General features: G+C 63.2%; 29 protein-coding genes and 3 tRNA genes. 14 read left to right on the top strand and 18 right to left on the bottom strand.

Annotated features, from left to right (window positions below; translation table 11 throughout):
• Window positions 1-19: 19 nt before the first annotated feature.
• From AC1DDO_RS06425 to AC1DDO_RS06480, 12 genes are all read right to left on the bottom strand, one after another.
• Entirely contained in the window at window positions 20-274 is a 255-nt protein-coding gene (locus tag AC1DDO_RS06425) for a hypothetical protein (protein WP_243181375.1), read from the bottom strand.
• A gap of 10 nt (window positions 275-284) precedes the next feature.
• The gene (locus tag AC1DDO_RS06430) at window positions 285-1,184 is read right to left on the bottom strand and encodes a carbohydrate ABC transporter permease (protein ID WP_441408132.1); all 900 of its coding nucleotides are present in this window, start codon (window positions 1,182-1,184) and stop codon (window positions 285-287) included.
• Window positions 1,181-2,218, bottom strand: coding sequence for a carbohydrate ABC transporter permease (locus tag AC1DDO_RS06435; protein ID WP_476867000.1), 1,038 nt, complete (start codon window positions 2,216-2,218; stop codon window positions 1,181-1,183). Before AC1DDO_RS06435 ends, AC1DDO_RS06430 begins: the two co-directional genes overlap by 4 nt.
• A 7-nt stretch (window positions 2,219-2,225) precedes the next feature.
• Window positions 2,226-3,509 carry an ABC transporter substrate-binding protein gene (locus tag AC1DDO_RS06440; protein WP_476866999.1) on the bottom strand — a complete coding sequence of 428 codons (1,284 nt, stop codon included), beginning with the start codon at window positions 3,507-3,509 and terminating at the stop codon, window positions 2,226-2,228.
• A gap of 149 nt (window positions 3,510-3,658) precedes the next feature.
• A complete protein-coding gene (locus AC1DDO_RS06445; protein ID WP_476866998.1) occupies window positions 3,659-4,270 on the bottom strand; it encodes a hypothetical protein in 612 nt (203 codons plus the stop codon).
• The gene (locus AC1DDO_RS06450) at window positions 4,267-4,926 is read right to left on the bottom strand and encodes a hypothetical protein (protein WP_476866997.1); all 660 of its coding nucleotides are present in this window, start codon (window positions 4,924-4,926) and stop codon (window positions 4,267-4,269) included. The genes AC1DDO_RS06445 and AC1DDO_RS06450 overlap by 4 nt, the downstream gene beginning before the upstream one ends.
• Entirely contained in the window at window positions 4,923-5,306 is a 384-nt protein-coding gene (locus AC1DDO_RS06455) for a hypothetical protein (RefSeq protein WP_476866996.1), read from the bottom strand. The genes AC1DDO_RS06450 and AC1DDO_RS06455 overlap by 4 nt, the downstream gene beginning before the upstream one ends.
• Window positions 5,303-5,494, bottom strand: coding sequence for a hypothetical protein (locus tag AC1DDO_RS06460; RefSeq protein WP_390201824.1), 192 nt, complete (start codon window positions 5,492-5,494; stop codon window positions 5,303-5,305). The genes AC1DDO_RS06455 and AC1DDO_RS06460 overlap by 4 nt, the downstream gene beginning before the upstream one ends.
• A complete protein-coding gene (locus AC1DDO_RS06465; protein WP_476866995.1) occupies window positions 5,491-6,039 on the bottom strand; it encodes an Asp23/Gls24 family envelope stress response protein in 549 nt (182 codons plus the stop codon). Before AC1DDO_RS06465 ends, AC1DDO_RS06460 begins: the two co-directional genes overlap by 4 nt.
• Before the next feature lie 189 nt (window positions 6,040-6,228).
• Window positions 6,229-6,687, bottom strand: a complete 459-nt coding sequence (locus AC1DDO_RS06470; protein ID WP_476866994.1) for a hypothetical protein — start codon at window positions 6,685-6,687, stop codon at window positions 6,229-6,231.
• A 273-nt stretch (window positions 6,688-6,960) separates the two neighbouring features.
• On the bottom strand, window positions 6,961-7,158 hold the full coding sequence (locus AC1DDO_RS06475; RefSeq protein ID WP_476866993.1) for a tyrosine-type recombinase/integrase: 198 nt from the start codon (window positions 7,156-7,158) through the stop codon (window positions 6,961-6,963).
• 162 nt (window positions 7,159-7,320) lie between these two features.
• Window positions 7,321-7,689, bottom strand: coding sequence for a ClpX C4-type zinc finger protein (locus AC1DDO_RS06480; protein ID WP_476867082.1), 369 nt, complete (start codon window positions 7,687-7,689; stop codon window positions 7,321-7,323).
• Between the two features lie 66 nt (window positions 7,690-7,755).
• Here AC1DDO_RS06480 and AC1DDO_RS06485 point away from each other — a divergent pair, with 66 nt between their 5' ends.
• On the top strand, window positions 7,756-9,108 hold the full coding sequence (locus AC1DDO_RS06485; RefSeq protein WP_476866992.1) for an MFS transporter: 1,353 nt from the start codon (window positions 7,756-7,758) through the stop codon (window positions 9,106-9,108).
• 16 nt (window positions 9,109-9,124) lie between these two features.
• Here the strand turns inward: AC1DDO_RS06485 and AC1DDO_RS06490 are convergent, their stop codons facing one another.
• A complete protein-coding gene (locus AC1DDO_RS06490) occupies window positions 9,125-9,811 on the bottom strand; it encodes a hypothetical protein (protein WP_476866991.1) in 687 nt (228 codons plus the stop codon).
• A 217-nt stretch (window positions 9,812-10,028) separates the two neighbouring features.
• On the opposite strand from AC1DDO_RS06490, the gene AC1DDO_RS06495 reads away from it, so the two are divergent.
• The 8 genes from AC1DDO_RS06495 (at window position 10,029) to AC1DDO_RS06530 (ending at window position 15,536) form a co-directional block, all read left to right on the top strand.
• The gene (locus tag AC1DDO_RS06495; protein ID WP_476866990.1) at window positions 10,029-10,661 is read left to right on the top strand and encodes a hypothetical protein; all 633 of its coding nucleotides are present in this window, start codon (window positions 10,029-10,031) and stop codon (window positions 10,659-10,661) included.
• The gene (locus AC1DDO_RS06500; protein WP_476866989.1) at window positions 10,661-10,891 is read left to right on the top strand and encodes a helix-turn-helix domain-containing protein; all 231 of its coding nucleotides are present in this window, start codon (window positions 10,661-10,663) and stop codon (window positions 10,889-10,891) included. Before AC1DDO_RS06495 ends, AC1DDO_RS06500 begins: the two co-directional genes overlap by 1 nt.
• 629 nt (window positions 10,892-11,520) lie before the next feature.
• Window positions 11,521-11,760, top strand: a complete 240-nt coding sequence (locus AC1DDO_RS06505; RefSeq protein ID WP_476866988.1) for a hypothetical protein — start codon at window positions 11,521-11,523, stop codon at window positions 11,758-11,760.
• 78 nt (window positions 11,761-11,838) lie between these two features.
• Entirely contained in the window at window positions 11,839-12,555 is a 717-nt protein-coding gene (locus tag AC1DDO_RS06510) for an ATP-binding cassette domain-containing protein (protein WP_476866987.1), read from the top strand.
• The gene (locus tag AC1DDO_RS06515; protein ID WP_476971629.1) at window positions 12,556-13,983 is read left to right on the top strand and encodes a hypothetical protein; all 1,428 of its coding nucleotides are present in this window, start codon (window positions 12,556-12,558) and stop codon (window positions 13,981-13,983) included.
• On the top strand, window positions 13,967-14,290 hold the full coding sequence (locus AC1DDO_RS06520) for a hypothetical protein (protein WP_476866985.1): 324 nt from the start codon (window positions 13,967-13,969) through the stop codon (window positions 14,288-14,290). Before AC1DDO_RS06515 ends, AC1DDO_RS06520 begins: the two co-directional genes overlap by 17 nt.
• An 85-nt stretch (window positions 14,291-14,375) precedes the next feature.
• On the top strand, window positions 14,376-14,801 hold the full coding sequence (locus AC1DDO_RS06525) for a hypothetical protein (RefSeq protein ID WP_476866984.1): 426 nt from the start codon (window positions 14,376-14,378) through the stop codon (window positions 14,799-14,801).
• A 441-nt stretch (window positions 14,802-15,242) separates the two neighbouring features.
• Entirely contained in the window at window positions 15,243-15,536 is a 294-nt protein-coding gene (locus tag AC1DDO_RS06530) for a hypothetical protein (protein ID WP_476866983.1), read from the top strand.
• 276 nt (window positions 15,537-15,812) lie between these two features.
• On the opposite strand, the gene AC1DDO_RS06535 is transcribed toward AC1DDO_RS06530, so the two are convergent.
• From AC1DDO_RS06535 to AC1DDO_RS06545, 3 genes are all read right to left on the bottom strand, one after another.
• Window positions 15,813-15,888: transfer RNA gene (locus tag AC1DDO_RS06535), tRNA-Phe, on the bottom strand.
• A gap of 48 nt (window positions 15,889-15,936) precedes the next feature.
• Window positions 15,937-16,010 (bottom strand) — tRNA-Asp (locus AC1DDO_RS06540).
• A 112-nt stretch (window positions 16,011-16,122) separates the two neighbouring features.
• Window positions 16,123-16,195 (bottom strand) — tRNA-Glu (locus AC1DDO_RS06545).
• A 176-nt stretch (window positions 16,196-16,371) separates the two neighbouring features.
• Between AC1DDO_RS06545 and AC1DDO_RS06550 the strand changes: the two genes are divergently transcribed.
• Window positions 16,372-17,391, top strand: a complete 1,020-nt coding sequence (locus AC1DDO_RS06550) for a PHP domain-containing protein (RefSeq protein WP_476866982.1) — start codon at window positions 16,372-16,374, stop codon at window positions 17,389-17,391.
• A 4-nt stretch (window positions 17,392-17,395) separates the two neighbouring features.
• Here the strand turns inward: AC1DDO_RS06550 and AC1DDO_RS06555 are convergent, their stop codons facing one another.
• Both AC1DDO_RS06555 and AC1DDO_RS06560 read right to left on the bottom strand, forming a co-directional pair.
• Window positions 17,396-17,941: a methyltransferase family protein gene (locus AC1DDO_RS06555; RefSeq protein ID WP_476866981.1), complete on the bottom strand. Its 546-nt coding sequence runs from the start codon at window positions 17,939-17,941 to the stop codon at window positions 17,396-17,398.
• Window positions 17,942-18,022: 81 nt separating this feature from the next.
• Entirely contained in the window at window positions 18,023-18,625 is a 603-nt protein-coding gene (locus AC1DDO_RS06560; protein ID WP_476866980.1) for a LysE/ArgO family amino acid transporter, read from the bottom strand.
• A 68-nt stretch (window positions 18,626-18,693) separates the two neighbouring features.
• Here AC1DDO_RS06560 and AC1DDO_RS06565 point away from each other — a divergent pair, with 68 nt between their 5' ends.
• The 4 genes from AC1DDO_RS06565 (at window position 18,694) to AC1DDO_RS06580 (ending at window position 22,077) form a co-directional block, all read left to right on the top strand.
• Window positions 18,694-19,575, top strand: coding sequence for an ArgP/LysG family DNA-binding transcriptional regulator (locus tag AC1DDO_RS06565; RefSeq protein WP_476866979.1), 882 nt, complete (start codon window positions 18,694-18,696; stop codon window positions 19,573-19,575).
• A gap of 86 nt (window positions 19,576-19,661) precedes the next feature.
• Window positions 19,662-20,642, top strand: coding sequence for a DMT family transporter (locus AC1DDO_RS06570; RefSeq protein ID WP_476866978.1), 981 nt, complete (start codon window positions 19,662-19,664; stop codon window positions 20,640-20,642).
• Window positions 20,643-20,774: 132 nt separating this feature from the next.
• Window positions 20,775-21,134, top strand: coding sequence for a metallopeptidase family protein (locus AC1DDO_RS06575; RefSeq protein WP_476866977.1), 360 nt, complete (start codon window positions 20,775-20,777; stop codon window positions 21,132-21,134).
• Between the two features lie 10 nt (window positions 21,135-21,144).
• A complete protein-coding gene (locus AC1DDO_RS06580; protein ID WP_476866976.1) occupies window positions 21,145-22,077 on the top strand; it encodes a cation diffusion facilitator family transporter in 933 nt (310 codons plus the stop codon).
• Window positions 22,078-22,225: the final 148 nt, after the last annotated feature.

Genomic DNA, 22,225 nt, shown 5'->3' on the forward strand with positions numbered 1-22,225 from the left:
AGTCCCTGCTCTTGGCTGCCTAGCCGCGCCGGCTGGCCGTCCGGCGCGGCAAGCGCCGGCGCAGCCGGATCATCCCGTAGAGGGCCAGCAGCATGGCGAGCAGACCCAGGGCCCAGAAGAGGGCCGGCTGGGCGGTCACCTCCATCCAGACGGTGACCACCAGCAGCACGACGGCCCAGAAGCCGAGGAACCCGATGATGATGTCGAAGTCCTCGCCCGAACGCACCTTCCGGCGCGTCGCCGGGACGTGGCCCTGGTTCTGCTCGTCCGTCATGTCGCCTCTGTCATTTAACCGCACCGGCGGTGAGACCGGCGACGATCTTACGCTGGAAGACGAGCACCAGGATGACCAAGGGAATGGTCACGATGGTGCCCGCCGCCATGATGGCGGTGTACGGGATCTGGTTGGGCTGCGCACCGGCGAAGCTGGCAATGGCCACGGTGACCGGCTGCGTTGCGTCGCTGGAGAGCTGGCTGGCGATCAGGAACTCATTCCACGAGGAGATGAATGCCAGGATGGCCGTCGTGAAGATTGCCGGGGCGGCCAGCGGCATGATGACCTTCCGGAAGGCCTGACCCTGCGTGCATCCGTCGACCCGCGCCGATTCTTCCAGCTCCCAGGGCATCTCCCGGAAGAAGGAGGTCATGGTGTAGACGGTCAGCGGCAGCACGAACGAGATGTTCGGGATGATCAGGGCCTGGTAGGTGCCCATCCAGCCGATGTTCGTGAACAGCTGGAACAGCGGTGTGATGAGGGCGACGCCGGGGAACATGGACGCTCCCAGGATGAAGCCCAGCACGAGGTACTTGAACTTGAAGTTCAGGCGGGCCAGGGCGTAGGCGGCAAACACGCCGATCACCAGCGAAACGATGGTGACGACGGTACCGATGAAGAGGCTGTTGAGCAGTGCCTGGCCGAAGTGGTTGCCGAAGGAGGTGTCGAACGCCGTCTTGAAGTTGTCCAGCGTCACGTGGGTCGGCAGGATCGAGGTGTCGTATGTGTAGCCGACATCGCGGAACGCCGTCACCACCATCCAGTAGGCCGGAGCCAGGCACCAGAAGAGGATCACGACCGCACTGATATAGGTCCGTGATTGGGCCCACTTCTCGCGGTTCTGCGCGACCTTCCGCCCCCGGTCCTGCTCTGCGCGCAGCTCGGTTGCGGCGCTCGTCGCGGCGGTCATTTCTTCCCCTTACCTGCGCCGGTCTGCTGCTCCACCACGTTCGCTCCAAGGAAGCGTACGAAGATGAAAGCCACCAGAAAGATGATGATGAACGTGATGGTGGACAAGGCCGCCGCCGCGTTGAAGCCCTGCCTGATTTGGTTGATCACCAGGATGGACAAAGTGGTGGTGTTGTTGGCTCCGCCCGTCAGGATGTACGGCAGGTCGAACATGCGCAGTGCATCCAGGGTGCGGAACAATATGGCCACCATGAGCGCCGGCTTCACCAGCGGCAGGGTGATCATCCGGAACCGCTGCCAGGCTGAGGCGCCGTCGACCTTGGCTGCCTCGTACACCTCCGCGGGAATCATCTGCAGGCCGGCGAGAATCAGCAGCGCCATGAACGGGGTGGTCTTCCAGACATCCGCGATGATCACTGCCCACCGGGCCGGCCATTCGCTGCCGGTCCACAGGACTGTGGTGTTGAAGAGCTTGTTGCCGATGCCTTCGAAGGCGAAGATGAACAGCCACAGCTTGGCCGTGACGGCGGTGGGGATGGCCCACGGCACCAGGACGGCTGCACGGACCAGGCTGCGGCCCTTGAAGGCCCGTGCCATGATGACGGCCATCCAGAAGCCGAGCACCGTTTCCAGTGCCACCGTGACGATCGTGAAGAAGAACGTGGTGCCGGTGGCGGACCAGAACTGTGCGCCGAGGGTACCCGGCGGGCAGTCAACCGTTCCGCCGCCAGGAGCCGGGCACTGCTGGAAAATCCAGTTGTAGTAGTTCGAGAGGCCGGCCGGGCCGCCTTCGGTGAAGAGACCCGTGGCGGGGTCCAGGCCGGCATCCTTCTGGAATGACATCACAATGGCGGTGATGATCGGGTAGACGATCACGACCGACAGTGCGAGGATGGTCGGCGCCAGGAGCCAGGCTGCCCAGCGCCCCTGCGTCGCGATGCGGTTGTCCTCCCCAACACCCTTGGGTGCGTGGTGGATCGGGGCCCCGCCCGACGTCGGTGCCTTGACCGACGTCGGGCCTAATTCAGTTGCCATGATGGACCTACTGTCCCGCGCTAGCGGACTCGATGGACTTCTGCATGTCGGACAGGGCAGCGTCTACGGTCTTCTCACCCTTGATGGCCGAGTACGCGTTTTCCTGGATGGCCTTGGTAACGGCCGGGTAGAACGGGGTAACCGGACGCGGCACGGCGTTCTCGATCGAGGTCTTCAGGACCGGCAGGTACGGCAGCTTGGCGACGAGTTCCTTGTCGTCGTAGAGCTTGCCGAGCACCGGAGCGAGCGAACCCTGCGTGGCGAAGAACTTCTGGGTCTCTTCCGTGGTGAGGAACTTCAGGAAGTCCAGGGCCGTGGCCTTGTTCTTCGAGTAGACGCTGACAGCGGCGCTGTGGCCGCCGAGGGACGAGGCGCCCGGGCCGGCCTTGCCCGGGAGGGCGGTCATGCCCAGGACGTCCTTGACCTTGGAGGAGCCTTCAGTGGTGGCCAGGTTGTAGACGTAGGGCCAGTTGCGCAGGAAGAGCAGCTTGCCGTCCTGGAATGCCTGGCGGCTTTCCTCTTCCTGGAACGTGATGGCTTCCTTCGGAATGTCTCCGTCGGCGTAGGCCTTGGTCAGGTTTTCCAGGCCGGCCTTGGCCTCGGGGGTGTTCAGGCTGGGCTTGCCGTCCTTGTCCAGCACGGACCCGCCGGCGGAGTTGATCGCCTCGGAGGCGTTGACGGTCAGTCCCTCGTACTTCTTGAACTGGCCGGAGTAGCAGCCAATGTTGTTGGCCTTGGCTACTGAGCACATGCTGACCATCTCGTCCCAGGTCTTCGGGGGCGTGGGGACCAGGTCCTTGCGGTAGTACAGGATGCCGCCGTCGGAGGATTCCGGTGCCGCGTAGAGCGTGCCCTTGTAGGAGGCGGCGTCAACGGTCGGCTTCAGCATGGCCGAGGTGTCCAGCGCCATCTTGTCCTTGAGCGGCTGCAGCCAGCCCTTGGCAGCGAATTCCGCAGTCCAGACGACGTCGACGCTCGCGACGTCGTAGCCGGCATCCTTGGCCTGGAAGTGCTGGACGAGGTCGTCGTGCTGCTGGTCGGCCTGGTCCGTCTGCTCCTTGAAGGTGACCTTCTCATTCGGGTGGGCTGCGTTCCACTTGTCGATCAGCGGACGGACAACGTTGCTGTTGTCCTTGCCCTGAACGTAGGTGATGGGGCCGCGTCCGTCCAGGCCCTGCGAGGCGGCGTCGCTGCCGCCAGTAGTGCCGCCACCGCCGCCGCCACATGCCGAGAGGGTAATAGCCAAAATGCCTGCCGTGGCGACGGGAAGTAGGAAATTGCGGGTTTTCATACTGGAGTGCTCCTCGCTGAGTACCGGTGAAAAACGGCCGTGTAGTCTGTGTGCCGACCATCACAGTAATCAACAGATGGCGAGGAATGCAAGCGTTTACATGAAACCTTTATGCAAAGGAGATTGCGTGGGACCCGTCGGGACCCGCCTCAGCGGACCCGTTCGGCCCGGCCGAACCGCGATCTCGCCCCGGATCCGATGTGGATCAGGACCGGGGTGCGCTTGCCGATCACGGCGTCGAGCGCCTCCACCAGGGCCGAGAGTTCGGCGGCGAGCGCGTGCGGGGCGACCCCCTGGCGTGGCTCCACCCAAATTTTGAGGGCCGGCTCGCCCCGGATTTCGTAGGCGCCCACCGTGACGCCGGCCAGATCGGACCGGTCCGCGAGGGCCGCACGGATCGCCTGCTCAGCTACGCCGCCGCCGATTCCGACGCTGCCAGGAACGGATCCCGGGTCCTCCTCGGCCACGATCAGGCTGGTCCGGCCTTTGCCCTGCTGGGCCACCCAAGCCACCATCAGGCCAAGCACCACCACCAGCCCCAGGCAGATGGCAATCCACAGCCAGCTCTCCTGGCTGCGGGGCAACTGCGTCCGTTCAAACAAATCGAACCAGAAGATCAAGACGCCGCCCGCCCAAACGTGCCACCACGCGGCGACGGCGGGGACGCTGACAAGCAGAATCAGGAGGATGCCAACGGCGAAAACCTTGATGCCAAGGATGCCGATCAGGATGCGGTTAAGGACCCGGGGAGTGTTGTTCATGCCCCCACCACCCCGGCGGTGGATACCTGGATCCGCACTTCTGGCATGGGCCATGGCCCCATTTCCTGCAATTCCCGGCGCACGGCCTCAAGGACGGCGTCCGGGCGCAGCGGCACACCGGAGGTTGGCCGGACGCTGACCATGACCCGGTTCCGCGACACGGTCACCATCACCTGTTCCCGTGCCACGTTGGCAGCCAGCCGGGCCCGGCGGGCCAGGGCGGCGGCGATCACCTCATCGTCCACCACGACGGCGGCCCGGCGGTCCGGGAGCAGGTGCCGTGCCTTCCGGCCCGGCAGCACGGCGTTGAGGAAGAAAAACAATCCCACCATCGCGATCACCGCGCCGGTGACGAAGAGCAAAAGCGGCGGGACACCCGCCGGGAGGGCGACCACCCGTTCGGCTGCCGTTTGCGGATCGATAAGCCACGGCGGCTGCCCGATCGCGCGGACCGCCGTCTCGAGCAGCGCATAAGCGCAGACGGCCATGACCAGGGCTGCCGCGATCACGGAGACGACGGCCCGCGAGGAGTGCATCTCCCGTTTCAGCACCCGGTCCATGCCCGCGGCACCGGAACCCAACGGTCCGCTCTCCGGCGCCGCGCCGGCGCCGTCCGGGCCGGAGCCGATGCCGGCGTTCTGGGTGTCCTGGCTCAATGCACCCGACCTCCCCCGCGCACAGTTGCACCGCTGATGCGGATGTCCACGCGGCTCAGCTGCGCTCCGGTCAGTTCGGTCACGCGACTCAGGATTTCGGCCTTGGCGGCCACGGCACGCTCCCAAATGGAACCGCCGAAGCCCGCGACACGGCCCGGATCCCGGAGGACCACTGTGAGGGGCGGGACGGCGACGGGCATGACCAGGGACAGGGCGAGCAGCCCGTCGTCGTCGGACCACGCGGCGCGCACGTCGTGCGCCGGTACACCCAGGGCCTCACCCGCCGCCGCCCGCGCCACGCTGGTCAGGGCCTGGGTGCTGATGCGGTTATGCCCGGCCAACGCGGCGCCGCGGGTCGGCGTCCCAGCCGTGATGCTCATGAAGAGGAACGCCGGCCCGTGAGGGCGTCGAGCACACTGCGCAGGTCCAGCTTCCCCTCGGCCGCCCGGCCAAAGAGCGCGCCGATGCCCATGAAGAACAGGGCGCCGAGGAAGCCCCACACACCGAACTGGAAGGACATGAAAGCCACGAAGGCCCCGATGGCGATTCCCACTACCGTCAGACTCATTGGATGGCCTCCCTGACCGGCCGGACCTCGGCGGGCGCGGCCGGTTTGGCCGGGCCGGGCACATAAACGTCATTGATCTCGATATTTACCTCGATCACCTCCAGCCCCACCAGTTCCTCCACGGCGGAGTAGACGGCGGCGCGGATCTGGTTGGCGAGGGAATGCAGGGGGGTGCCGTACACCGCGACGAGGTCGATGTCCACGGCCACCTGGGTTTCGCCGATTTCCACGCGGACGCCCGCTGCGTGGTCGGCGCTGCCGACCGCGTCGCGGATGGCGCCCAGGGCGCGAGAGGGTCCCGATCCGAGCGAGTAGACGCCCGGTACCGATCGGGCGGCAATGCCCGCGACCTTGGCGACGGCGGCTTCTGAAATGACGGTGCGCCCGGTGCCCACCGGAACGGGCAGCCCGGGCGCGGGTTCGGCCTCGGCGCGGGCAACGTGGACACCGGCTGCAGCCGGCAGCCCGGCCACGGGTTCGGCCGCAGGTCCGGCCCCGGGTTGAGCCGCAGGTCCGGCCCCGGGTTGAGAATTCTGGTATTCCATAACGCACTCCCCCTTCTCTTTTGACACAACCCTAGTCCCTGACTTGGGCCGCGCGGGGGAATCTTGCAGCGCCCGTCCCCACAGCCGTCGCAGGTGAGGGCCGTGGGAGCGGGCGGTGTGCGGCGGGGAGCACGATCAGCGTCCGCCTGTCAGCAGCGGGGGCGGATCAGCGCCGACGCCCCGGGCGGGCTACTTGCAGTTCGTGGCGATCCAGGTTGTCACGGGCGCCATTGCAGTCTGGAGCTTGCCGCTGGAGAAGACAGTCTGGTCGGTGACGCCGGCAATGGCCACGTCCTTGAGGTTGGCGAAATCGGCCTTGAGGCTGTCCGGGACGAGCTCCGCGGTCTGGGCCAGTTCCGCCTTGGACTGTTCCAGTTCCGCCGTCTTGCCCTGGGCCGCCGACATCGGAAGGAGCGTGGCACCGGTGGCCTGCTCCGAGATCTTGGCGCACGCCTCCGCGGCACTGGTGAAACCGCCGAACGGCCCGGAGGTCTTGCTGGGGGTCGGCGTAGCGGACGCCGAGGCACTGGACGTTGCCGCGGCGGACGACGGCGCGCTGCCGGCCTGCGGGGCCGAGCAGCCGGCAAGGGCCAGGGCTGCGAGGAGGGCGGCTGCTGTGAGAGGACGGGCAATTTTCTTCGAAGTCACGTTGCAGAATCACTTTTCGGTTGAGATTGCGCCGCCCGCCCGGACCGGGCTGCCGGCGGCCTTGGTGTTCTTTCCCCAGCGTGCGAGTCTAGCCCGGCCGGCGGCCCGGCCCCCAACCGGCGGCCGCCGTGGAATTCGCCGCCCGCCTCATCATCGGCTGCTCCGTAAGCGCCCTTTCGACCCGTCAGAAGGGCACCTACGGAGCAATCGATGGCGTTAAAGGAACGCCCTCGGCCTACCAGAGGTTTACCAGAGGAGGTTTCCCGGCTTTCGTCATTTGATCAGCGAATCCAGCCCGGCCGCGGCCTTGAAGAAGTCGTCATCGAACAGTGCGCCGTAGGTGTTGATCGTCGTCGTACCGTCCTTGTGACCGGCTATACGCTGCACATGCTTGACGTTCTTGGTCACGGACAGATACAGGCTGACGGCCGTGTGCCTCAGATCATGGAACACCGGCGGCCGGAAATCCATGTCCCCATATTCAAGCAAGAAACCGGCCGACCGAATGGCACCATCATCGAAACCCGCACACACTCCTACTGACTCGCACACAGCTTCAAACGGGCAATTTCCGGATAGTACTAATCAGAGTTGACGCAATTGGCGGGGCGACGCTTCTGCTGCTTCGGGCGATCATAGATGGTCCTTGAATCGCTCCCAAGCCGATTGGCGAGTGATGTGCAGAGCCTCTCCTATTTGGGACCAGGTAATCTTTCGTTCTCGGGCGGCTCGGACCCAGATCCGCAGTTGCTCTTCGACTTTGACGCTTACCCGAGAAATTTCTGGCAAGTGCTGCAGTATTTCCCCGTCGGACATTTGTTCCCAGACGGGACCTATCGATTGGGGTAACCGTCGGGTGCTGGTGTCGCTGAGGATCTTGACGGCTGCGGCCACGCACGGTTCGCATATGGTGACGCCCGGTCCGGCCACGAGGCGCTGGTGCTCGGACGGCGTCAGCCCGCAGAAGGCGCAAAAATCGCGAGGACGGTTATTTCCGGGCATCGACACGTTCTCCAAACAAGCGGGTTCCTGGCATGAATGTCAGGTTCAGCCTGACTATAGTCAGGTATGACCTTACGTCTCATAGCTTTCATCAAGAATACGGCCAATCGAAGCAGCGCCTGGGGAGGGCATGATCGACAGGCCAAATTCGTTATGCCTGCGGCTTTTCGAAAGTTGTTCATGGCGAGCATCGGCGACGGAATCGGCGACGACGTGCTTCGTTCGATGTTGCCGGTTATCGCCGTTGGCGTTCTTGGCGCCGGGGCGTTCCAGACCAGTGTTCTGAACGCGCTGGGCATGGCGGCATTCTTGCTGCTCGGAGTGCCGGCCGGCGTTCTAGTGGACCGGTGGTCGAAGAAATCGACTTTGGTCATAGTCAATGTTTTCCGTGCCGCTGCAGTTGCCTCGGTGCCGATCGCCTATTTCCTTGGAATGCTCAGCATTTGGCACCTCTTTGCAGTCGCTGCCGTCGTCAGCGTAGCTGACGTCGTTTTCACGACTGCGCAGTCCGCTATGATGCCGACGCTGCTGAAAGGAAGCGAACTGGGAGACGGCTACGCAAAAGTGCAGTCCGTGCAGAGCGGCTTGGCCATAGCCACGCCTGGGATTGTGGGACTGATTGTCAAAGTCGTGTCCGCTCCTGCCCTGCTTTTCATTGCGGGCGCAGCCTACTTGTTCTCAGCGGTCATGACCGGCAGACTCCCACAAGATCGGTCGTCACGAGCAGAAGCCCCCGACAAGTTCTGGACCGAGGCACGCGATGGCCTCGGCTACACATTGAGCCATCCCTTGATTCGCTCCTTGATGATCTCCGTTGCGCTGGTCAATGCCGCAAGTATGTTCGGCGCCGCTGCCAAAGTCATTTTCGCCCTGCAAATCCTGAACATCCCCATGGATCAATTCGTATTGCTGGGCGCACTGTCAGCAGCAGGGGGTCTGGTCGCTTCCATGACGGCCACTCGCATCACACGACGTCTCGGCGTCGGCAGAACCAAGATCGCCGCGAGCCTGGCCAGCGCCGGATTCGTCATCCTCGTCCCTGTGGCACCCTTTCTGGGGCTGGCTCCGGTCGTGTGGATTGGTGTCTCGGGATTTGGCTGGTCCTTCTTCGTCATTCTGTCCGGGTTGGCGGGGGCCGGCATCATTCCCCGGCTCGTTCCGCACCACCTGATGGGAAGAGTTATGTCCACCTACCGGCTCTTCTCCCTAGGTATCATGCCTGTGGCCAGTATCGGCGGCGGAGTCCTGGCACTCGCAACCGGCGTCATTCCCGTGCTTTGGGTATGGGCGCTGGTTGCCGCCGCGTCCGCCACCCCCATCCTTCTCTCACCGATTCGGTCCTGGACGAAATTTCCCGAGGCACTCGACGTCCACTCACAAGACAACCCGGAAGCGGTAGTACCCGTCCCGGCACCGTAGCCCCTCAGCCCTAGCCTTAAAAGTAGAAGGGTGTCCTCAGATGAATGCCCCGGACACCCGATTCGTCTCGGGTGAAGTGACTGTATAGGTATGCCACAAAAACCCGTTCCGTCTCGTAATCGTCAAGGTGCCCCCAGTTGCCGCCGTCGAGAATGCGCATGGTCACGTAGCTTCCGCTTCGGTGCACAGCTAGAAGGACACTGCGCACCGTATGCCCGGGAGCGACAAAAATATCACTGACAGTTATGGATCCAGCGGTGATTGACGAGATACCCCATCCGCAGGCGATCACTGAGCCATCGCACCGGACGACGAAATTGGTAATCTCCGAACTTGGGCCGCAGCAAAGACTGGCGTAGTAGGTGGCATCCAAGAACAGACCACCCGGGACCTCTGCAGCCAGCTGCTGCTGTATGTTGCAGAAATCCAGGACTGGAACATTTGCATCGACGGAATAGGGCGACGACATCTCCGATTCATCAAGACGAAGCTGACGCAGCGTCAGCTCGTTCCCCTGTTCCCATGCGTTGCCGGTGAGCCCTGGGTTTTTACCCCAGGCGTAGATTCCTTCGAGGTCCGTTCCCGCCAGCGATGCTCCGAGTATTCTCAGCAGTTGTTGCCCCACGCCCTGCCCCCGGTAGTCCGCGCGCACCAGCCCAGCCCTTGCTCGAGACCTCACCATGGGGCAGTGCTGGAAATCCATGCGCCTGGTCCTCGGAATTGAGCCGCCCTCGGAGCTAAGCACTGGTGAATCTTCGACTTGGCCCCTAGCTCATATTGGCGCCTAGTTGTTCACGGCCGGTCTTTGAGCGCTTCCCGGACGGGAGGCCGCCCATGGTCACGGCCTGGCGCATGCATCAAAAAGCCGCTATGGTATCGATATTCGTTATTAACGATCATCGATAAAAACTGGGGGAGACGTGAAGTTGACCAAGAAGCGCCCGCGTGCCAGAAGCAAGAAAATCGTCTCCAGGATTGAGGCTCTTGTGATCATGATCGCCAGTGCCGCGGCAGCTGTCGTCACGACCGTCACGACTGTCTGCGGGATCATTGAAACGTTCACCGGTCCGGTGACGTTGACTCTGCCCCTACGTTCTTCCCCTCAACTTCCGACAGGGCTGGGAACAGACGCAGTCGCACGATTCAGCGCGATGGAAGCCACCCTTCCTTTTGTTCCATCGGGCGAAGCAGCGCTTTTGGCTTGGGCCGGCGTTCTGCATCAGGTAAGTTTCATCGCTGTCGCGGGCCTGCTTTTCCTCCTAGCTTTTCGGCTCCGCAGAGAGAATCTGTTTACCCCGGCGTCGGCATGGATTGTCGGGGCCAGCGGCATAGTCCTCGCCGTTTCGGCAAGCGCTGCTCAGACGCTGGATGCGGCTGCTCGAAGCCGGATCGCAGAGCTCATTGGTGCGAGCCAGGTAGCCACCGGCGAAACTCTTCTCTTCGCGTCCAACTTCAACGTCGCACCCTTCCTCGCCGGAATTGCCCTTGTCCTTGTCGCAGGAATCTTCCAGTTCGGTCGTGGGCTGCAAGAGGATACCGAGGGACTTGTCTGATGCCGGCCGAGGACTACTCCGCCATTCACTGCCGACTCGACGAATTGCTTGTCGAACGCGATATGAGCCTGACGGAGCTGAGCCGCAGGGTCGGCGTGAGTTTGGTGAACCTCTCGGTTCTGAAAAACAACCGGGCACGGGCTATCCGGTTCTCTACATTGACGGCACTCTGCGAGGTCCTGGAGTGTCAAGTCGGCGACCTGTTCCGTCACAAATCCGCCAGAATCTAGCGCGGACTCGACAACCGGACCATCGCGCCCGGCTAGGCATAAGCATCGATAGGGTCCGGGCAACGGCACCAAGGCGGCCGCGAAAGGATCACGGTCTTCCATGGCCGTGCGCGTTCAAGCGCAGGGAACGGTCTGTTTGACTTGACCACCCTTCGGCCCTTCGGCTAGATTTCGAGCAACATTTTCTTTGGGGGACAAATGGATATTTCAGCTAACCGGATCTTAAGCAAGCGATCGTCGCCGTGAGCCCGGACCATATCTGACGGGACCAGGTCGCCTTTGCGGCTTCCCGAATACGCGCAATAAGTCGCCCCGGATCACAGATGCCGAACCCTAATCCTTTTTCAGGTATTCCCTGCTCTTAGACTGTGCGGTCAGATCACATGTTGGCGGCATACGGCGGATGAATCGACAGTGACGACCAATATAAATCTGGCATTGTGTTAAAGAGTGATATACCGCCCCACGTCCCCGGAACTGCGGTCGATGCCGTCTCCAACCTTTGCTATCGACTCATGAGAGTTGTTCGCAAAATGTTAATCTACCGTATTTATTAAAAGGTGCTATGCTCCTCTTTGCCACATCAACAATGGCGTGGCATTTGATGAAAACCGAAAAATGGGGGAACAATGCTCGCAGCAACTGCAGGCAATCTGGACGCAACAATGACGATGGCGCGGGCTAAGCTTGACGGCATGATTGTGAGGTATGACGCCTGGTTCCTCGTCCTCCTCGCCGTCCTCATGGTCCTGGCCTTCGTACTGCTCGCAGCCATGGCAATTTGGTGCCTGGCGCAGGGGAAGGGACGCTTCACTGGCAACTGGCAGTGGAGCCAGTGGGGCGTATCCGTCCTAGTTGAATGCCGCTAACTCGCTCATAGCCTGAACGTCGTGGTGGCATCTGCCAGCATTACGGGTGCCACCACGGTGGGCTAACAAAGGAAATCAATGCTTCTCAGCGTGAAGAATCTCGACTATTCATATAACTCCCGCACGCAGGTGCTGCACGACGTCTCCTTCGATATCCGTGAGAACCAGATTGTAGGACTGATCGGGCCCAACGGATCCGGCAAATCAACACTGATCAAGGTCATTCTGGACTTGCTGAAGATACAGCATGGGAAGATCACCATCGACGCCGGCAGCAGCCAGGACCGCGGTGCAAAAATGGCTTCGATCTACTTGTCGAGCAACGACTACCTCCCCGAGTTCCTGACCGGCGAAGAATACCTGCGCTTCATCCACGGCCTTTACGGCGTCCCGATGAACCTTCCTGATATCGCGGACCAGTTCGAGCGTTATTCGATGAACGGAAGGCAGCACGATCTCATCGAGGACTACTCGCACGGCATGCGAAAGAAGGTCCAGTTGATCGGCGCCTTTGCGCTGAAACGCAAACTCACAGTGATCGACGAGACCCTCAACGGCGTGGATCTGGATGCGGTCTACACTTTCGAAAAGGACGTTGAGGCCCTTGCGAGCGACGGCAGGTCCGTCCTGCTCTGCAGTCATGACTTCGCCATGCTCGAGCATGTGGCGGACGAGGTCATGGTCCTGAACATGGGGGCACTGATCACGAAGTCCCCGACCCGCGAGATTCTTGAGACCAGTGGATCCCTAGGCGCCCTGACACGCGAATTGATTCAAGCAATGGACATCGCCTAGATGAGAATCACAAGCGTTCTGCTGCTATCTAAGATGTTTTGGCAATTTATACTGCGCCGGGTTCTTGGACGCGGAGTGCTCAGAAGCCGGGCCGCCCGGCTGTCTGCTGCACTGTTGGTGGTGTTCGCCTTTGCCGGCTTCTGCCTCATGAGCTATGTGATAATCCGGCAGTATCTTGGCGGAACAGGACTGCTGGATCCGGTCCTCCAGGTAGCCAACGCATCAGTCGGGTTCTGGGTACTCATCGTCTACACACTGATTCGCGTGCTCTTCCTCAAAGCAGACGAGCTTCTTCGCCTGACATTCACGCTGCCGGTGACAAATAAGGAAAGAACGCTCGCGTTCACCCTCTTCGAATCCACCATCGTATTGTGTCTGACGGTATTCATCTTCGGTGCGTTCTCACTATCAACAGTGCTCCTCGAAGGAGCCAGCTACATACCCAAGGTCCTGGCATCCATATGGCTCCCGGCCGTATCCACATACCTTGCCATAAGCTTGGGCTACTTCCTGCTCGAACGCCTACTTCTGGTCACCGGCTTGGCGCGTCTCCGCGGCCTTCTGGTACCGATGGTTCTCGCACTCGCGCTGGTTCTGCTCTTCCCGTACTCGACTGAGCTGAGCAACCGGATCGTTGAGAGCTACTTGTACAACAATGACGTCTTCGCCCCGCCTCTCGTCTACGCCGCGCTCCAGGCCCACCAAGGTATCTGGCTGGCGATTCTCGTTTTCCTCACCTCATCGACAGCCTTTCTCGCGCTGATAGTTGCCGCCGCCCCCAAGGGCTATGTGGCCGTCCGACGGTTCTTCAAGGTGCTGCCCTCGGGGTTGGCCCGGCATAGGTTCGGCGCGTACCTGCTCGTGCTCGTCCGCAGTTTCGAGACCACAGTCGCTGTGTCATTCTTGATCATCTACGCACTGTTTACGCTGTTGCAGAACATTGTCATCCCGCCCTTCGTCCTGGCTCTGATTACCTTTCAGGGGATATATGCCTACTCAAACTCCGAACCATTGAGGCGCATGGCAGTACATACCGGAAAACTCAGCCATAACTATTTGTGCCTCATTGGCTCCCAAGCCGTGCTTTTCATGGCGGTAGCGATTCCTGTAGTGGCCCTCTCATTGTTCCAAGGGATAGAATTTACTCTGATCCTGACCATTGTGGGTTTCTGCCTGAGCAACATCCTTATATCGACACTAATCGGCATAGCCTTCCCTCCCGAGAAGGGAAATCCCTTCACGGTTCTCATCGGTGTTGTCCTGGCATTAATTATCATCATGATTGTCGCCCTGGGTCTGAATATATTTAATCTGAGCATCACCATCAATATTGTGATTCTCGCTCTATTGAATGCCGCAGTTGTGTTCTACAGTATTTTGGGAATGAAAAGAATGGAGTTGATCTCACGCAATGAAGTGGCTGTTTAGATCCCTGACAGGCATTACCGTGTCATTTTTTCTGACCATGGCCGTGGTGGTCGTCAGTTTCATCATGACTATGTTCTCTGCTACCGAGATCGGTGTAAGAAAAACCGGACTTTTTGGTGCACTATTCTTTGAGCCACATCAGCTGGAAAACGGAGCCACCGGACTGGAAATCGGCGTATCCAATGGTCTGCCGATCCTTGTCCTCTTTGTAGTCATCACGGTATTTTCAATAGCCACTGCCGTGATGCTCGATCGGTTGAAATCCTACAAAAAGTCTCTACAGCGGCAGAGTTCACATCCTGCCTAGTATCGCGCCAGTCAGGCCCTCGCCGCAGTTGATACTGCGGCAGGTTCTGGCATGGTGTAAATGGCCCCTGCTGGGACTCACGGCAATGATGTCCGCCTGTCTTGTGGCGGCACTACTAACGGCCGACTCCTATCTGTTCGAGATGGGTGTGTGGCTGGCATTGCACTTCGGTTGCCTTTTGGCCGGCTTCGTCATCCATGAGCTTGGCCACGCGGTCACCGCCCGGATCTGCCCGGGCGTGGTCGATCTCCACGTATCTGTCAACATCTTTCGCTTTTCGCTCTCCCCGGTAGGAACCCTGTTCGGCTGGCAGGTTGCTCTGATTTCTCTGGTGGGCCCCTTCTCGTCTTGCCTGGCAGGGGCCCTATTGTTGCTCACAGCGCCTGGACTGTCTGTGCACTATTGGTTCCTGTTGCACCTGGTTTTCCTGGCACCCGCTTTTGGAGATGGCCGAAGCCTCATAGTCGGCCTGCGTAAATGGTCATCCCCGATACAACTGCAAGCCCCGTAGAGGGCTGGAGTGTCTTGCGTACCTTGAGTGGTTCAGGACCTGGGACATCGCAACCCTTGAGCGCCGGCCCGAACCTCATCTCCCCTGCCTGCTCCCGCCCCGTGTCCTCTGGGTGCTAATCCTTCAGAACGGTGGCGGAGGCCCGGCTCGCTGGTCATTGTCGTAGTCTCTGGTAGCCCAAAGCAAGGCACTATGGCCCCGACGATACATTCGTCCGTGCCGCCGCGGCGGCCGCAAACCAAGGAATTTGGAGCGCACTCCGAATCGGGAATCGGCCGCAGCGCCGTTGGCGGCGAATCCACTTATCTGCGACTCCCACCACCGGAGCTCCAGGGCACGGGGCACCCCAGACCCAATCAAGTTTCGAGAAGAAGCACTGAAGCCCCGAAAGTGATCGCGACATGTACCTCCTTCTGCCCTGGGCAGGGGTACGGTCTGGCGATGGATGACCTGGTGCAAGCCCAGCTCGCATTGAATTTGGAGGATCCTTCCGCCCGTCCCGGTTTCGATGAACAGTTCCTGGGTGTCACGGTTGGCATTCCGCGCCACTTCGGCGTCGAGTCGGTCCTGCTCCCGTACACCCACTTTTCCGTCCTCGTGCGGCTGGACAAACGTCTGGCAGCCGTTGCGGGCTCGGAATGGACGGAAGCCGCCCGGGCCAACATAGACATGGTGATTGCGCCAAGGCTCTCCGGTCTAGGCAAAAGAGAGCTGCGGAGTCGGTTCGCCTTCTAGAAGGGCAATAGTCGATGGGGGAGCGCCTGTCGCCATGTTCGCGCCCTCTCCCGTTCCAGCAGGGACGGACCTACGCCACGAGACGTAATGAGACGAGCCGCTCGTGAGTCTACGCCAGCGGTACTACACAGAGTGCGAGCATCTACCAGAGGGATACCAGAGGTTTGCCCACGATCTTGGCTGATTCCGCCTGATTCAGACTGAATCGCCAGCTTTCCGCAACAACAAAAAACCCCGCAGATCCCTTGTAAACACTGGGAACTGCGGGGTTCTAGCTGGTGGCTCCGACCGGCGTCGATCCGGTGACCTTTCGATTTTCAGTCGAACGCTCTACCAACTGAGCTACAGAGCCTAGGTGACGTGTCACCTTGAAGGCCGGAATTTCTTCCGGCAATCAGAGCGACCCTGACGGGACTTGAACCCGCGACCTCCGCCGTGACAGGGCGGCGCGCTAACCAACTGCGCTACAGGGCCTTGCTTGTTACTGCTTGTACTGCGTTTCTTGCCGCCTGCGGTTTCGCTTCCGCAATTTTTCAAGGCCTTTAGCCTACCAGACTTTTTGATCCGGTTTGACCAGTTCCTTGCGTACCCCCAACGGGATTCGAACCCGTGCCGCCGCCGTGAAAGGGCGGTGTCCTAGGCCGCTAGACGATGGGGGCCAGAACGCCATCCGGTTGAACTCATCAGGGCAAAAATTAAGGGCCGAAGCCTTTCGTTTTTGTCCTCTCGGGTTCCTCCGAACGGGACTATAAAACTATAAGGGCAGACCCCCGGTTATCCAAAATCGCCCCCGCGCGGGCCACGCGCGGGCGCACGGTGGGTGCAAGATGGACGGATGGATGCCGTTGATGCCCTCAATGAGATTGCGTTCTGGCTGGAACGGGAACTGGCCCCCACGTTCAAGATCCAGGCGTTCCGGAAGGCGGCCGGGATTATCGGCGCCCTGGAACCGGACGAGGTCGCGGCCCGGGCCCGCAACGGCAGGCTGAAAAGCATGAAGGGGATCGGGGACAGGACCTTCGAAGTCATCAGGCAGGCTGTCGACGGCGGCGTGCCCGACTACCTTGAGGGCCTGCGGCAACGCGGGCAGCAGCCCCTCGCGGACGGCGGCGCGGAACTGCACTCCGCCCTCCGCGGTGACCTGCACAGCCACAGCGACTGGTCCGACGGCGGGTCCCCGATCGGGCTCATGGCTGACGCCGCCCGGACGCTGGGCCGGGAGTATCTCGCCCTGACGGACCACTCCCCCAGCCTCAAGATCGCCAACGGACTGAGCGCCGAACGCCTCCTGGAACAACTGGACGTGCTCGCGGACATCAACGCGGACGGCGGGGGCTTCCGGCTCCTGGCCGGGATCGAGGTGGACATCCTGGAGGACGGGACCCTGGACCAGTCCCCGGACATGCTGGAGCGGCTGGACATAGTGGTGGCAAGTGTCCATTCGAAGCTCCGCTCCGACCGGCGCACCATGACCGAGCGGATGCTGGGCGCCATCAAGGATCCGCAGATGAACGTCCTCGGCCACTGCACAGGCCGGCTGCTGCAGGGCTCGAGGGGCACCCGGCCGCAGTCCGAGTTCGACGCTGCGCAGGTGTTCGCGGCGTGTGCCGAGAATGACGTAGCGGTCGAAATTAATTCCCGCCCCGAACGGCAGGATCCGCCGGACGAGCTGATCCGGCTTGCCCTCGATGCCGGCTGCCTCTTCAGCATCGACAGTGACGCCCACGCACCGGGCCAGCTGGATTTCCTGCAGTATGGCGCCGAGCGGGCGGCCTCGAACGGCGTGCCCGCCGAGCGGATCGTCACCACCTGGCCGCTGGATCGCCTGCTGGAGTGGGCCGGACGAGGCAAATAGCGGCCTAGCCCCGCGCCCGTTCCGGATCCTCAGGCCGCCACGGCGTGAGCCGGGGCAGCCAGCGCGGGACGTTACTGCGGTACTCCTCGTAGTCCGCACCAAACTTCCGGGTCAGCGCCGGCTCCTCGTACAGCCGGACGAAGGCCACCACCGGGACGGCGCCGATGCCCAGGGCCACGAAGAGCTTCGGCTGACCGAGCAGGAGTCCCTGCCCGGCGATGGCCGCGGCAATGGACACATACATCGGATTCCGCACGTACCGGTAGAGTCCGCCAACCACCAGCTTCCTGGGTGGGGCGAACGGCGCCGGAGTCCCGATGCCCTCCACGGCGAAATGCACGAAGGAGTTCGCGATCACCGCGGCGCCCGCGCCGATCAGCAGGGCGCCCGTGATCTGTGCGGGAACCCCTCCAGGGACCGGGTCCTCCACTTCCCAGCGGGTCAGAAGCCACGGCACCACGCCGGCGGCCGTTGCGGGGGCAACAGCGAAGACGGCGGTACCGATGGCCGCACGCCGTCTTTCGCGGGCCGAAGCTGGGGATATTGCCATACCGCCCATCGTGAACCCGCCACGCTGGGCGGACAAGGGCCCGCCGGCCCATGGTCCGGGACCGGTTCCGCACACGGGCACTCAGGCGAGCAGCAGCACTGCCAGCGTGAACATCACGACGGCGATGCCGGCGTCGAGCACGCGCCAGGCCGCCCGGCGCCGGAACAGGGTGGTCAGCAAACGCGCGCCGGCGCCGAGGGCGGCAAACCAGGCAATGCTGCCCAGGCCGGCCCCGGCGGCGAACCACCAGCGTCCGGACGGGCCCTGGGCGGCAGCGAGGGATCCGAGCAGCAGCACCGTGTCCAGGTAGACGTGCGGGTTCAGCCACGTGAAGGCCAGGCAGGTGCCCAGCACAGCCGCCCGGCTGCCTGGCGGCTTGTCGCCCGGATGCTCCATCTGCTCCCCCCGGACCGCACGCCGAGCCGCGAGCGCCCCGTAGGCGAGGAGGAACGCGGCGCCGACCCACCTGATCACCACCAGCGCGGCGGGCGCCCGGTCCAAAAGGACTCCGATGCCGGCGACGCCCAGCAGGATCAGCACGAGGTCCGACACGGCGCAGACCGCCACCACCATGGCGACGTGCGAGCGCTGGATGCCCTGGCGCAGGACGAAGGCGTTCTGCGCGCCGATGGCAACGATCAGGGACAGTCCGGCGGAAAGGCCGGAGAACAGGGGGAGGATCACCACTCCACGGTAGGCTCCGGCCGGAGATGAAACCAGTTAAAGTTCTTGGTCATACATAAGATGATCTAATGATGGAAATAGCCCCCGAGCAGGCCCGGACCCTGGCCGCCATCCTCACGCACGGAAGCTTCGACGCCGCAGCCGCCCACCTGTCCGTCACGCCGTCGGCCATCAGCCAGCGGATCCGGGCCCTGGAGACCGCCGTCGGCCGGCCCGTCCTGACCCGTGCGCGTCCGCCCGGACTCACCGAGTCCGGCCAGGCCGTGGTTCGGTTCGCCCGGCAGCTGGAATTGCTCTCCGCGGACCTGGCCGAGGAACTGCAGCCGGCGGAACCCCGGGGCGGGACGCGCCTGACGCTGGTGATCAACAGCGATTCACTGCACACCTGGGCGCTGGCCGGCCTCGCGGCGGCCAGCAGCAACATCCAGCTGGAGATCCTGCGCGAAGACCAGGAACACTCGCTGGACCTCCTGCGCGCGGGCGCCGCGGCCGCCGCCATCACCGAGACAGCCAAGCCTGTGCCCGGCTGCTCCTCCACCAGGCTGGGAGTCATGCGCTATCTGCCGGTATGCGCTCCGGAGTTCGCCACCCGCTGGTTTGAGGCCGGGGTCACCGCCGCGACCCTGGCCGCAGCACCCGTCGTGCTCTTTGACCGCAAAGACGATCTGCAGGACCGCTGGCTGCGCCGGTTCCGCCGCGCGACCCTTCAGCCGCCGCGGCACTACGTTCCGGCCTCCCAGGAGTTTGGCGATGCCATCCGCTGGGGCATGGGATGGGGCATGATGCCCGAGATCGAAATCGGTGAAGACCTCGCGAACGGCACGCTTGAGCGGCTCTCGCCCCGCGCTCAGGTGGACGTTGCCCTCTACTGGCAGCAATGGCGTCGCGGATCGGTAGCGCTGACCGAGGTCGCGGACGCTGTCCGCGCGGCGGCGCGGCTCCTGCGCTGAGGCAATCCGGCATGTTGGCAGGATCTCGACTAGACGTGGCCGATTCCCGCCAGCCGGGAGGGCGCGGCACGGGCTAGATTGGCAGCATGGCTACCACCGCCGCATCCGGCCCCACTCCGTCCGCAGGCCCCCACGAAGGGTCTCCGCACGCTGCCCCCGCTCCCGCCCCGCAACCCGCACCAACCCCTCCCCGACAGCCGGCCACGATCAGCAGGCTCGGCATCGCCGCCGTCGTTGTCACTGTGGTCCTGTGGGCTTCCGCCTTCGTGGGCATCCGGGCCGTGGGCCCGAGCTTCTCCCCCGGCCCGCTGACCCTCGGCCGGCTGGCGGTTGCCGCGGTCGCGCTGGGCCTCCTGGTGGTGCCCAAGCTCAAGGGGCTGCCCCGGGGCCGCGAATGGTGGCCCATCCTGGCCTACGGCGTCATGTGGTTCGGCGGCTACAACGTGGCCCTCAACGCGGCGGAGCACATGCTGGACGCCGGCACCGCTGCCCTGCTGATCAACGTCAACCCCATCCTTGTCGCCGTGATGGCCGGGATCATCCTCAAAGAGGGGTTCCCCCGCTGGCTGATCATCGGCAGCCTGATAGCGTTCGGCGGCGTCGCCGTGATTGCGCTGGGTTCCGGCCAGAAGTCGACGGCGGACGTGGCCGGCGTGCTGTTGTGCCTGCTTGCTGCAGCTCTTGCCGCGGTGAGCGTGATCGTCCAAAAGCCGGTGCTCCGCAAGTTCCCGGCCGCCCAGGCCACCTGGTTCGGCATCATGGTGGGGGCGCTTTGCTGCCTGCCCTTCAGCGGCCAGCTGATCGCCGAACTGCAGGCCGCGCCACTGCCGGCCACGCTGGGCCTGGTCTACCTGGGCATCTTCCCGACGGCGATCGCGTTCACCACCTGGGCCTATGCGCTCTCGCTGATTGACGCCGGGCGCCTCGCCGCCACCACCTACCTGGTCCCGGGCACCACCATCCTGATCTCCTGGCTGGTGCTGGGCGAGATTCCGACCATCTGGGGTCTGGTGGGCGGCGTGATCTGCCTGGTGGGCGTGGCCCTGACCCGGCGCCGGTCCCGCTAGGGTTTCCCTATGTCCCCGTCGCTCCCGCCTGGCCTGCCGATCGTTCCAAATGGCGACGACGGGCCCTTCAACGGTCAAAGAGAGGGTCAAGGCGACGGACGCGGCGATGCCGATGGCGACGGACCCTTTCCGATGTCCGACGCCGATTTCGAGGCCGCGGTGACCGACGCCCTGGACCGGATCCCGCCGGAGCTGGCGAAGACCATGAGCAATGTGGCGATCTTCATCGAGGACGACTACACCCCGCAGCCCGGGGAGGATCCGGACACCGTGCTGCTGGGGCTCTACGAGGGGGTCCCGCTGACCGAGCGGGATTCCTGGTGGGACGCCGGTTCTCTGCCGGACCGCATCACCATCTTCCGCCAGCCCATCCTGGACATCTGTGCCTCCCGCGAGGACGTGATCGAGGAAGTCACCGTCACCGTGGTGCACGAGATCGCCCACCACTTCGGCATCAGCGACGCGCGCCTGCACGAGCTCGGCTGGGGATAGCCTTGTAGGCATGGGACACGACCACAGCCACTCGCACGGCATCTCCGCCTCTGGCACTGGCACAGCAAAACACCGGAAGCGTCTGGTCGCCGTCCTGGCCATCACGCTGGCCGTGGTGCTCGTGCAGGCGATTGGCGCGGTGGTCTCGGGATCCCTGGCCCTGCTCGCCGACGCCGGGCACATGCTCTCCGACGCCGCCGGCGTCTTCATCGCCCTGCTGGCCGCGTGGATCGCCGCCCGGCCGGCCAGCGACCAGCGCACCTACGGCTACCAGCGCGCAGAAGTCCTGGCGGCGCTGGCAAACGCCCTGGTCCTGATCGTCATCTCCGTGGTCATTTTCACCGAAGCCATCCGCCGGCTCGGCTCCACCCCGGAGGTCCACACCGACATCATGCTCGCCGCGGCGGTCCTCGGCGCCGTCGCCAACCTGGTGTCCCTGCTGATCCTGCGCGGCGCCCAGAAGGAAAGCCTGAACGTCCGCGGCGCCTACCTGGAGGTCCTGGGCGATCTGCTGGGCTCCTTTGCCGTCATCGTGGCCGCGGTGGTCATCATGGTCACCGGGTTCCAGGCGGCCGACACCATTGCGTCGATCCTCATCGCCCTGATGATCCTGCCCAGGGCCTGGCACCTGCTGCGCGACGTGGTGGACGTGCTCCTCGAGGCCACCCCCAAGGGCGTGGACGTCCAGATGATCCGCGAGCACATCCTCGCGGTGGACGGCGTGGTGTCCGTCCACGACATCCACATCTGGACCATCACCTCGGGCGTCCCCGTGTTCTCCGCGCACGTGGTGGTGGAGGATGCGGCCCTCGGAGCCCGCGGCGCCGACCGGGTCCTGGACAAACTCACCACCTGCCTGGGCTCCCATTTCGACACCGAGCACTGCACCTTCCAGCTCGAGCCGGCCACCCACTCGGAACACGAGGCCCACCAGCACGCCTGAGCGGCGGCGCCGATCTGCGGGGGCCGGCTGCGGAGACTTCACTGCGCCGCTCGCGAGACACACCCCGCGCGGACGTGGCCAAATGACACCAGTGTTGTTTATGTTATTAATGTGACTCGTGTTGCCAAAGTGGTCTTTGGCACGTAGC

This window comes from Arthrobacter sp. 10N43 (genome assembly GCF_056394525.1).

Coding starts and splice junctions, on each gene's coding strand:
- AC1DDO_RS06505 (WP_476866988.1), top strand. CDS start 11,521: ATGCTCGCAGCAACTGCAGGCAATCTGGACGCAACAATGACGATGGCG.
- AC1DDO_RS06530 (WP_476866983.1), top strand. CDS start 15,243: ATGGATGACCTGGTGCAAGCCCAGCTCGCATTGAATTTGGAGGATCCT.
- AC1DDO_RS06480 (WP_476867082.1), bottom strand. CDS start 7,689: ATGCCCGGAAATAACCGTCCTCGCGATTTTTGCGCCTTCTGCGGGCTG.
- AC1DDO_RS06525 (WP_476866984.1), top strand. CDS start 14,376: ATGATGTCCGCCTGTCTTGTGGCGGCACTACTAACGGCCGACTCCTAT.
- AC1DDO_RS06555 (WP_476866981.1), bottom strand. CDS start 17,941: ATGGCAATATCCCCAGCTTCGGCCCGCGAAAGACGGCGTGCGGCCATC.
- AC1DDO_RS06515 (WP_476971629.1), top strand. CDS start 12,556: ATGAGAATCACAAGCGTTCTGCTGCTATCTAAGATGTTTTGGCAATTT.
- AC1DDO_RS06565 (WP_476866979.1), top strand. CDS start 18,694: ATGATGGAAATAGCCCCCGAGCAGGCCCGGACCCTGGCCGCCATCCTC.
- AC1DDO_RS06490 (WP_476866991.1), bottom strand. CDS start 9,811: ATGGATTTCCAGCACTGCCCCATGGTGAGGTCTCGAGCAAGGGCTGGG.
- AC1DDO_RS06455 (WP_476866996.1), bottom strand. CDS start 5,306: ATGAGCATCACGGCTGGGACGCCGACCCGCGGCGCCGCGTTGGCCGGG.
- AC1DDO_RS06425 (WP_243181375.1), bottom strand. CDS start 274: ATGACGGACGAGCAGAACCAGGGCCACGTCCCGGCGACGCGCCGGAAG.
- AC1DDO_RS06460 (WP_390201824.1), bottom strand. CDS start 5,494: ATGAGTCTGACGGTAGTGGGAATCGCCATCGGGGCCTTCGTGGCTTTC.
- AC1DDO_RS06475 (WP_476866993.1), bottom strand. CDS start 7,158: ATGGATTTCCGGCCGCCGGTGTTCCATGATCTGAGGCACACGGCCGTC.
- AC1DDO_RS06440 (WP_476866999.1), bottom strand. CDS start 3,509: ATGAAAACCCGCAATTTCCTACTTCCCGTCGCCACGGCAGGCATTTTG.
- AC1DDO_RS06430 (WP_441408132.1), bottom strand. CDS start 1,184: ATGACCGCCGCGACGAGCGCCGCAACCGAGCTGCGCGCAGAGCAGGAC.
- AC1DDO_RS06465 (WP_476866995.1), bottom strand. CDS start 6,039: ATGGAATACCAGAATTCTCAACCCGGGGCCGGACCTGCGGCTCAACCC.
- AC1DDO_RS06445 (WP_476866998.1), bottom strand. CDS start 4,270: ATGAACAACACTCCCCGGGTCCTTAACCGCATCCTGATCGGCATCCTT.
- AC1DDO_RS06580 (WP_476866976.1), top strand. CDS start 21,145: ATGGGACACGACCACAGCCACTCGCACGGCATCTCCGCCTCTGGCACT.
- AC1DDO_RS06435 (WP_476867000.1), bottom strand. CDS start 2,218: ATGGCAACTGAATTAGGCCCGACGTCGGTCAAGGCACCGACGTCGGGC.
- AC1DDO_RS06500 (WP_476866989.1), top strand. CDS start 10,661: ATGCCGGCCGAGGACTACTCCGCCATTCACTGCCGACTCGACGAATTG.
- AC1DDO_RS06520 (WP_476866985.1), top strand. CDS start 13,967: ATGAAGTGGCTGTTTAGATCCCTGACAGGCATTACCGTGTCATTTTTT.
- AC1DDO_RS06570 (WP_476866978.1), top strand. CDS start 19,662: ATGGCTACCACCGCCGCATCCGGCCCCACTCCGTCCGCAGGCCCCCAC.
- AC1DDO_RS06550 (WP_476866982.1), top strand. CDS start 16,372: ATGGATGCCGTTGATGCCCTCAATGAGATTGCGTTCTGGCTGGAACGG.
- AC1DDO_RS06575 (WP_476866977.1), top strand. CDS start 20,775: ATGTCCGACGCCGATTTCGAGGCCGCGGTGACCGACGCCCTGGACCGG.
- AC1DDO_RS06510 (WP_476866987.1), top strand. CDS start 11,839: ATGCTTCTCAGCGTGAAGAATCTCGACTATTCATATAACTCCCGCACG.
- AC1DDO_RS06485 (WP_476866992.1), top strand. CDS start 7,756: ATGACCTTACGTCTCATAGCTTTCATCAAGAATACGGCCAATCGAAGC.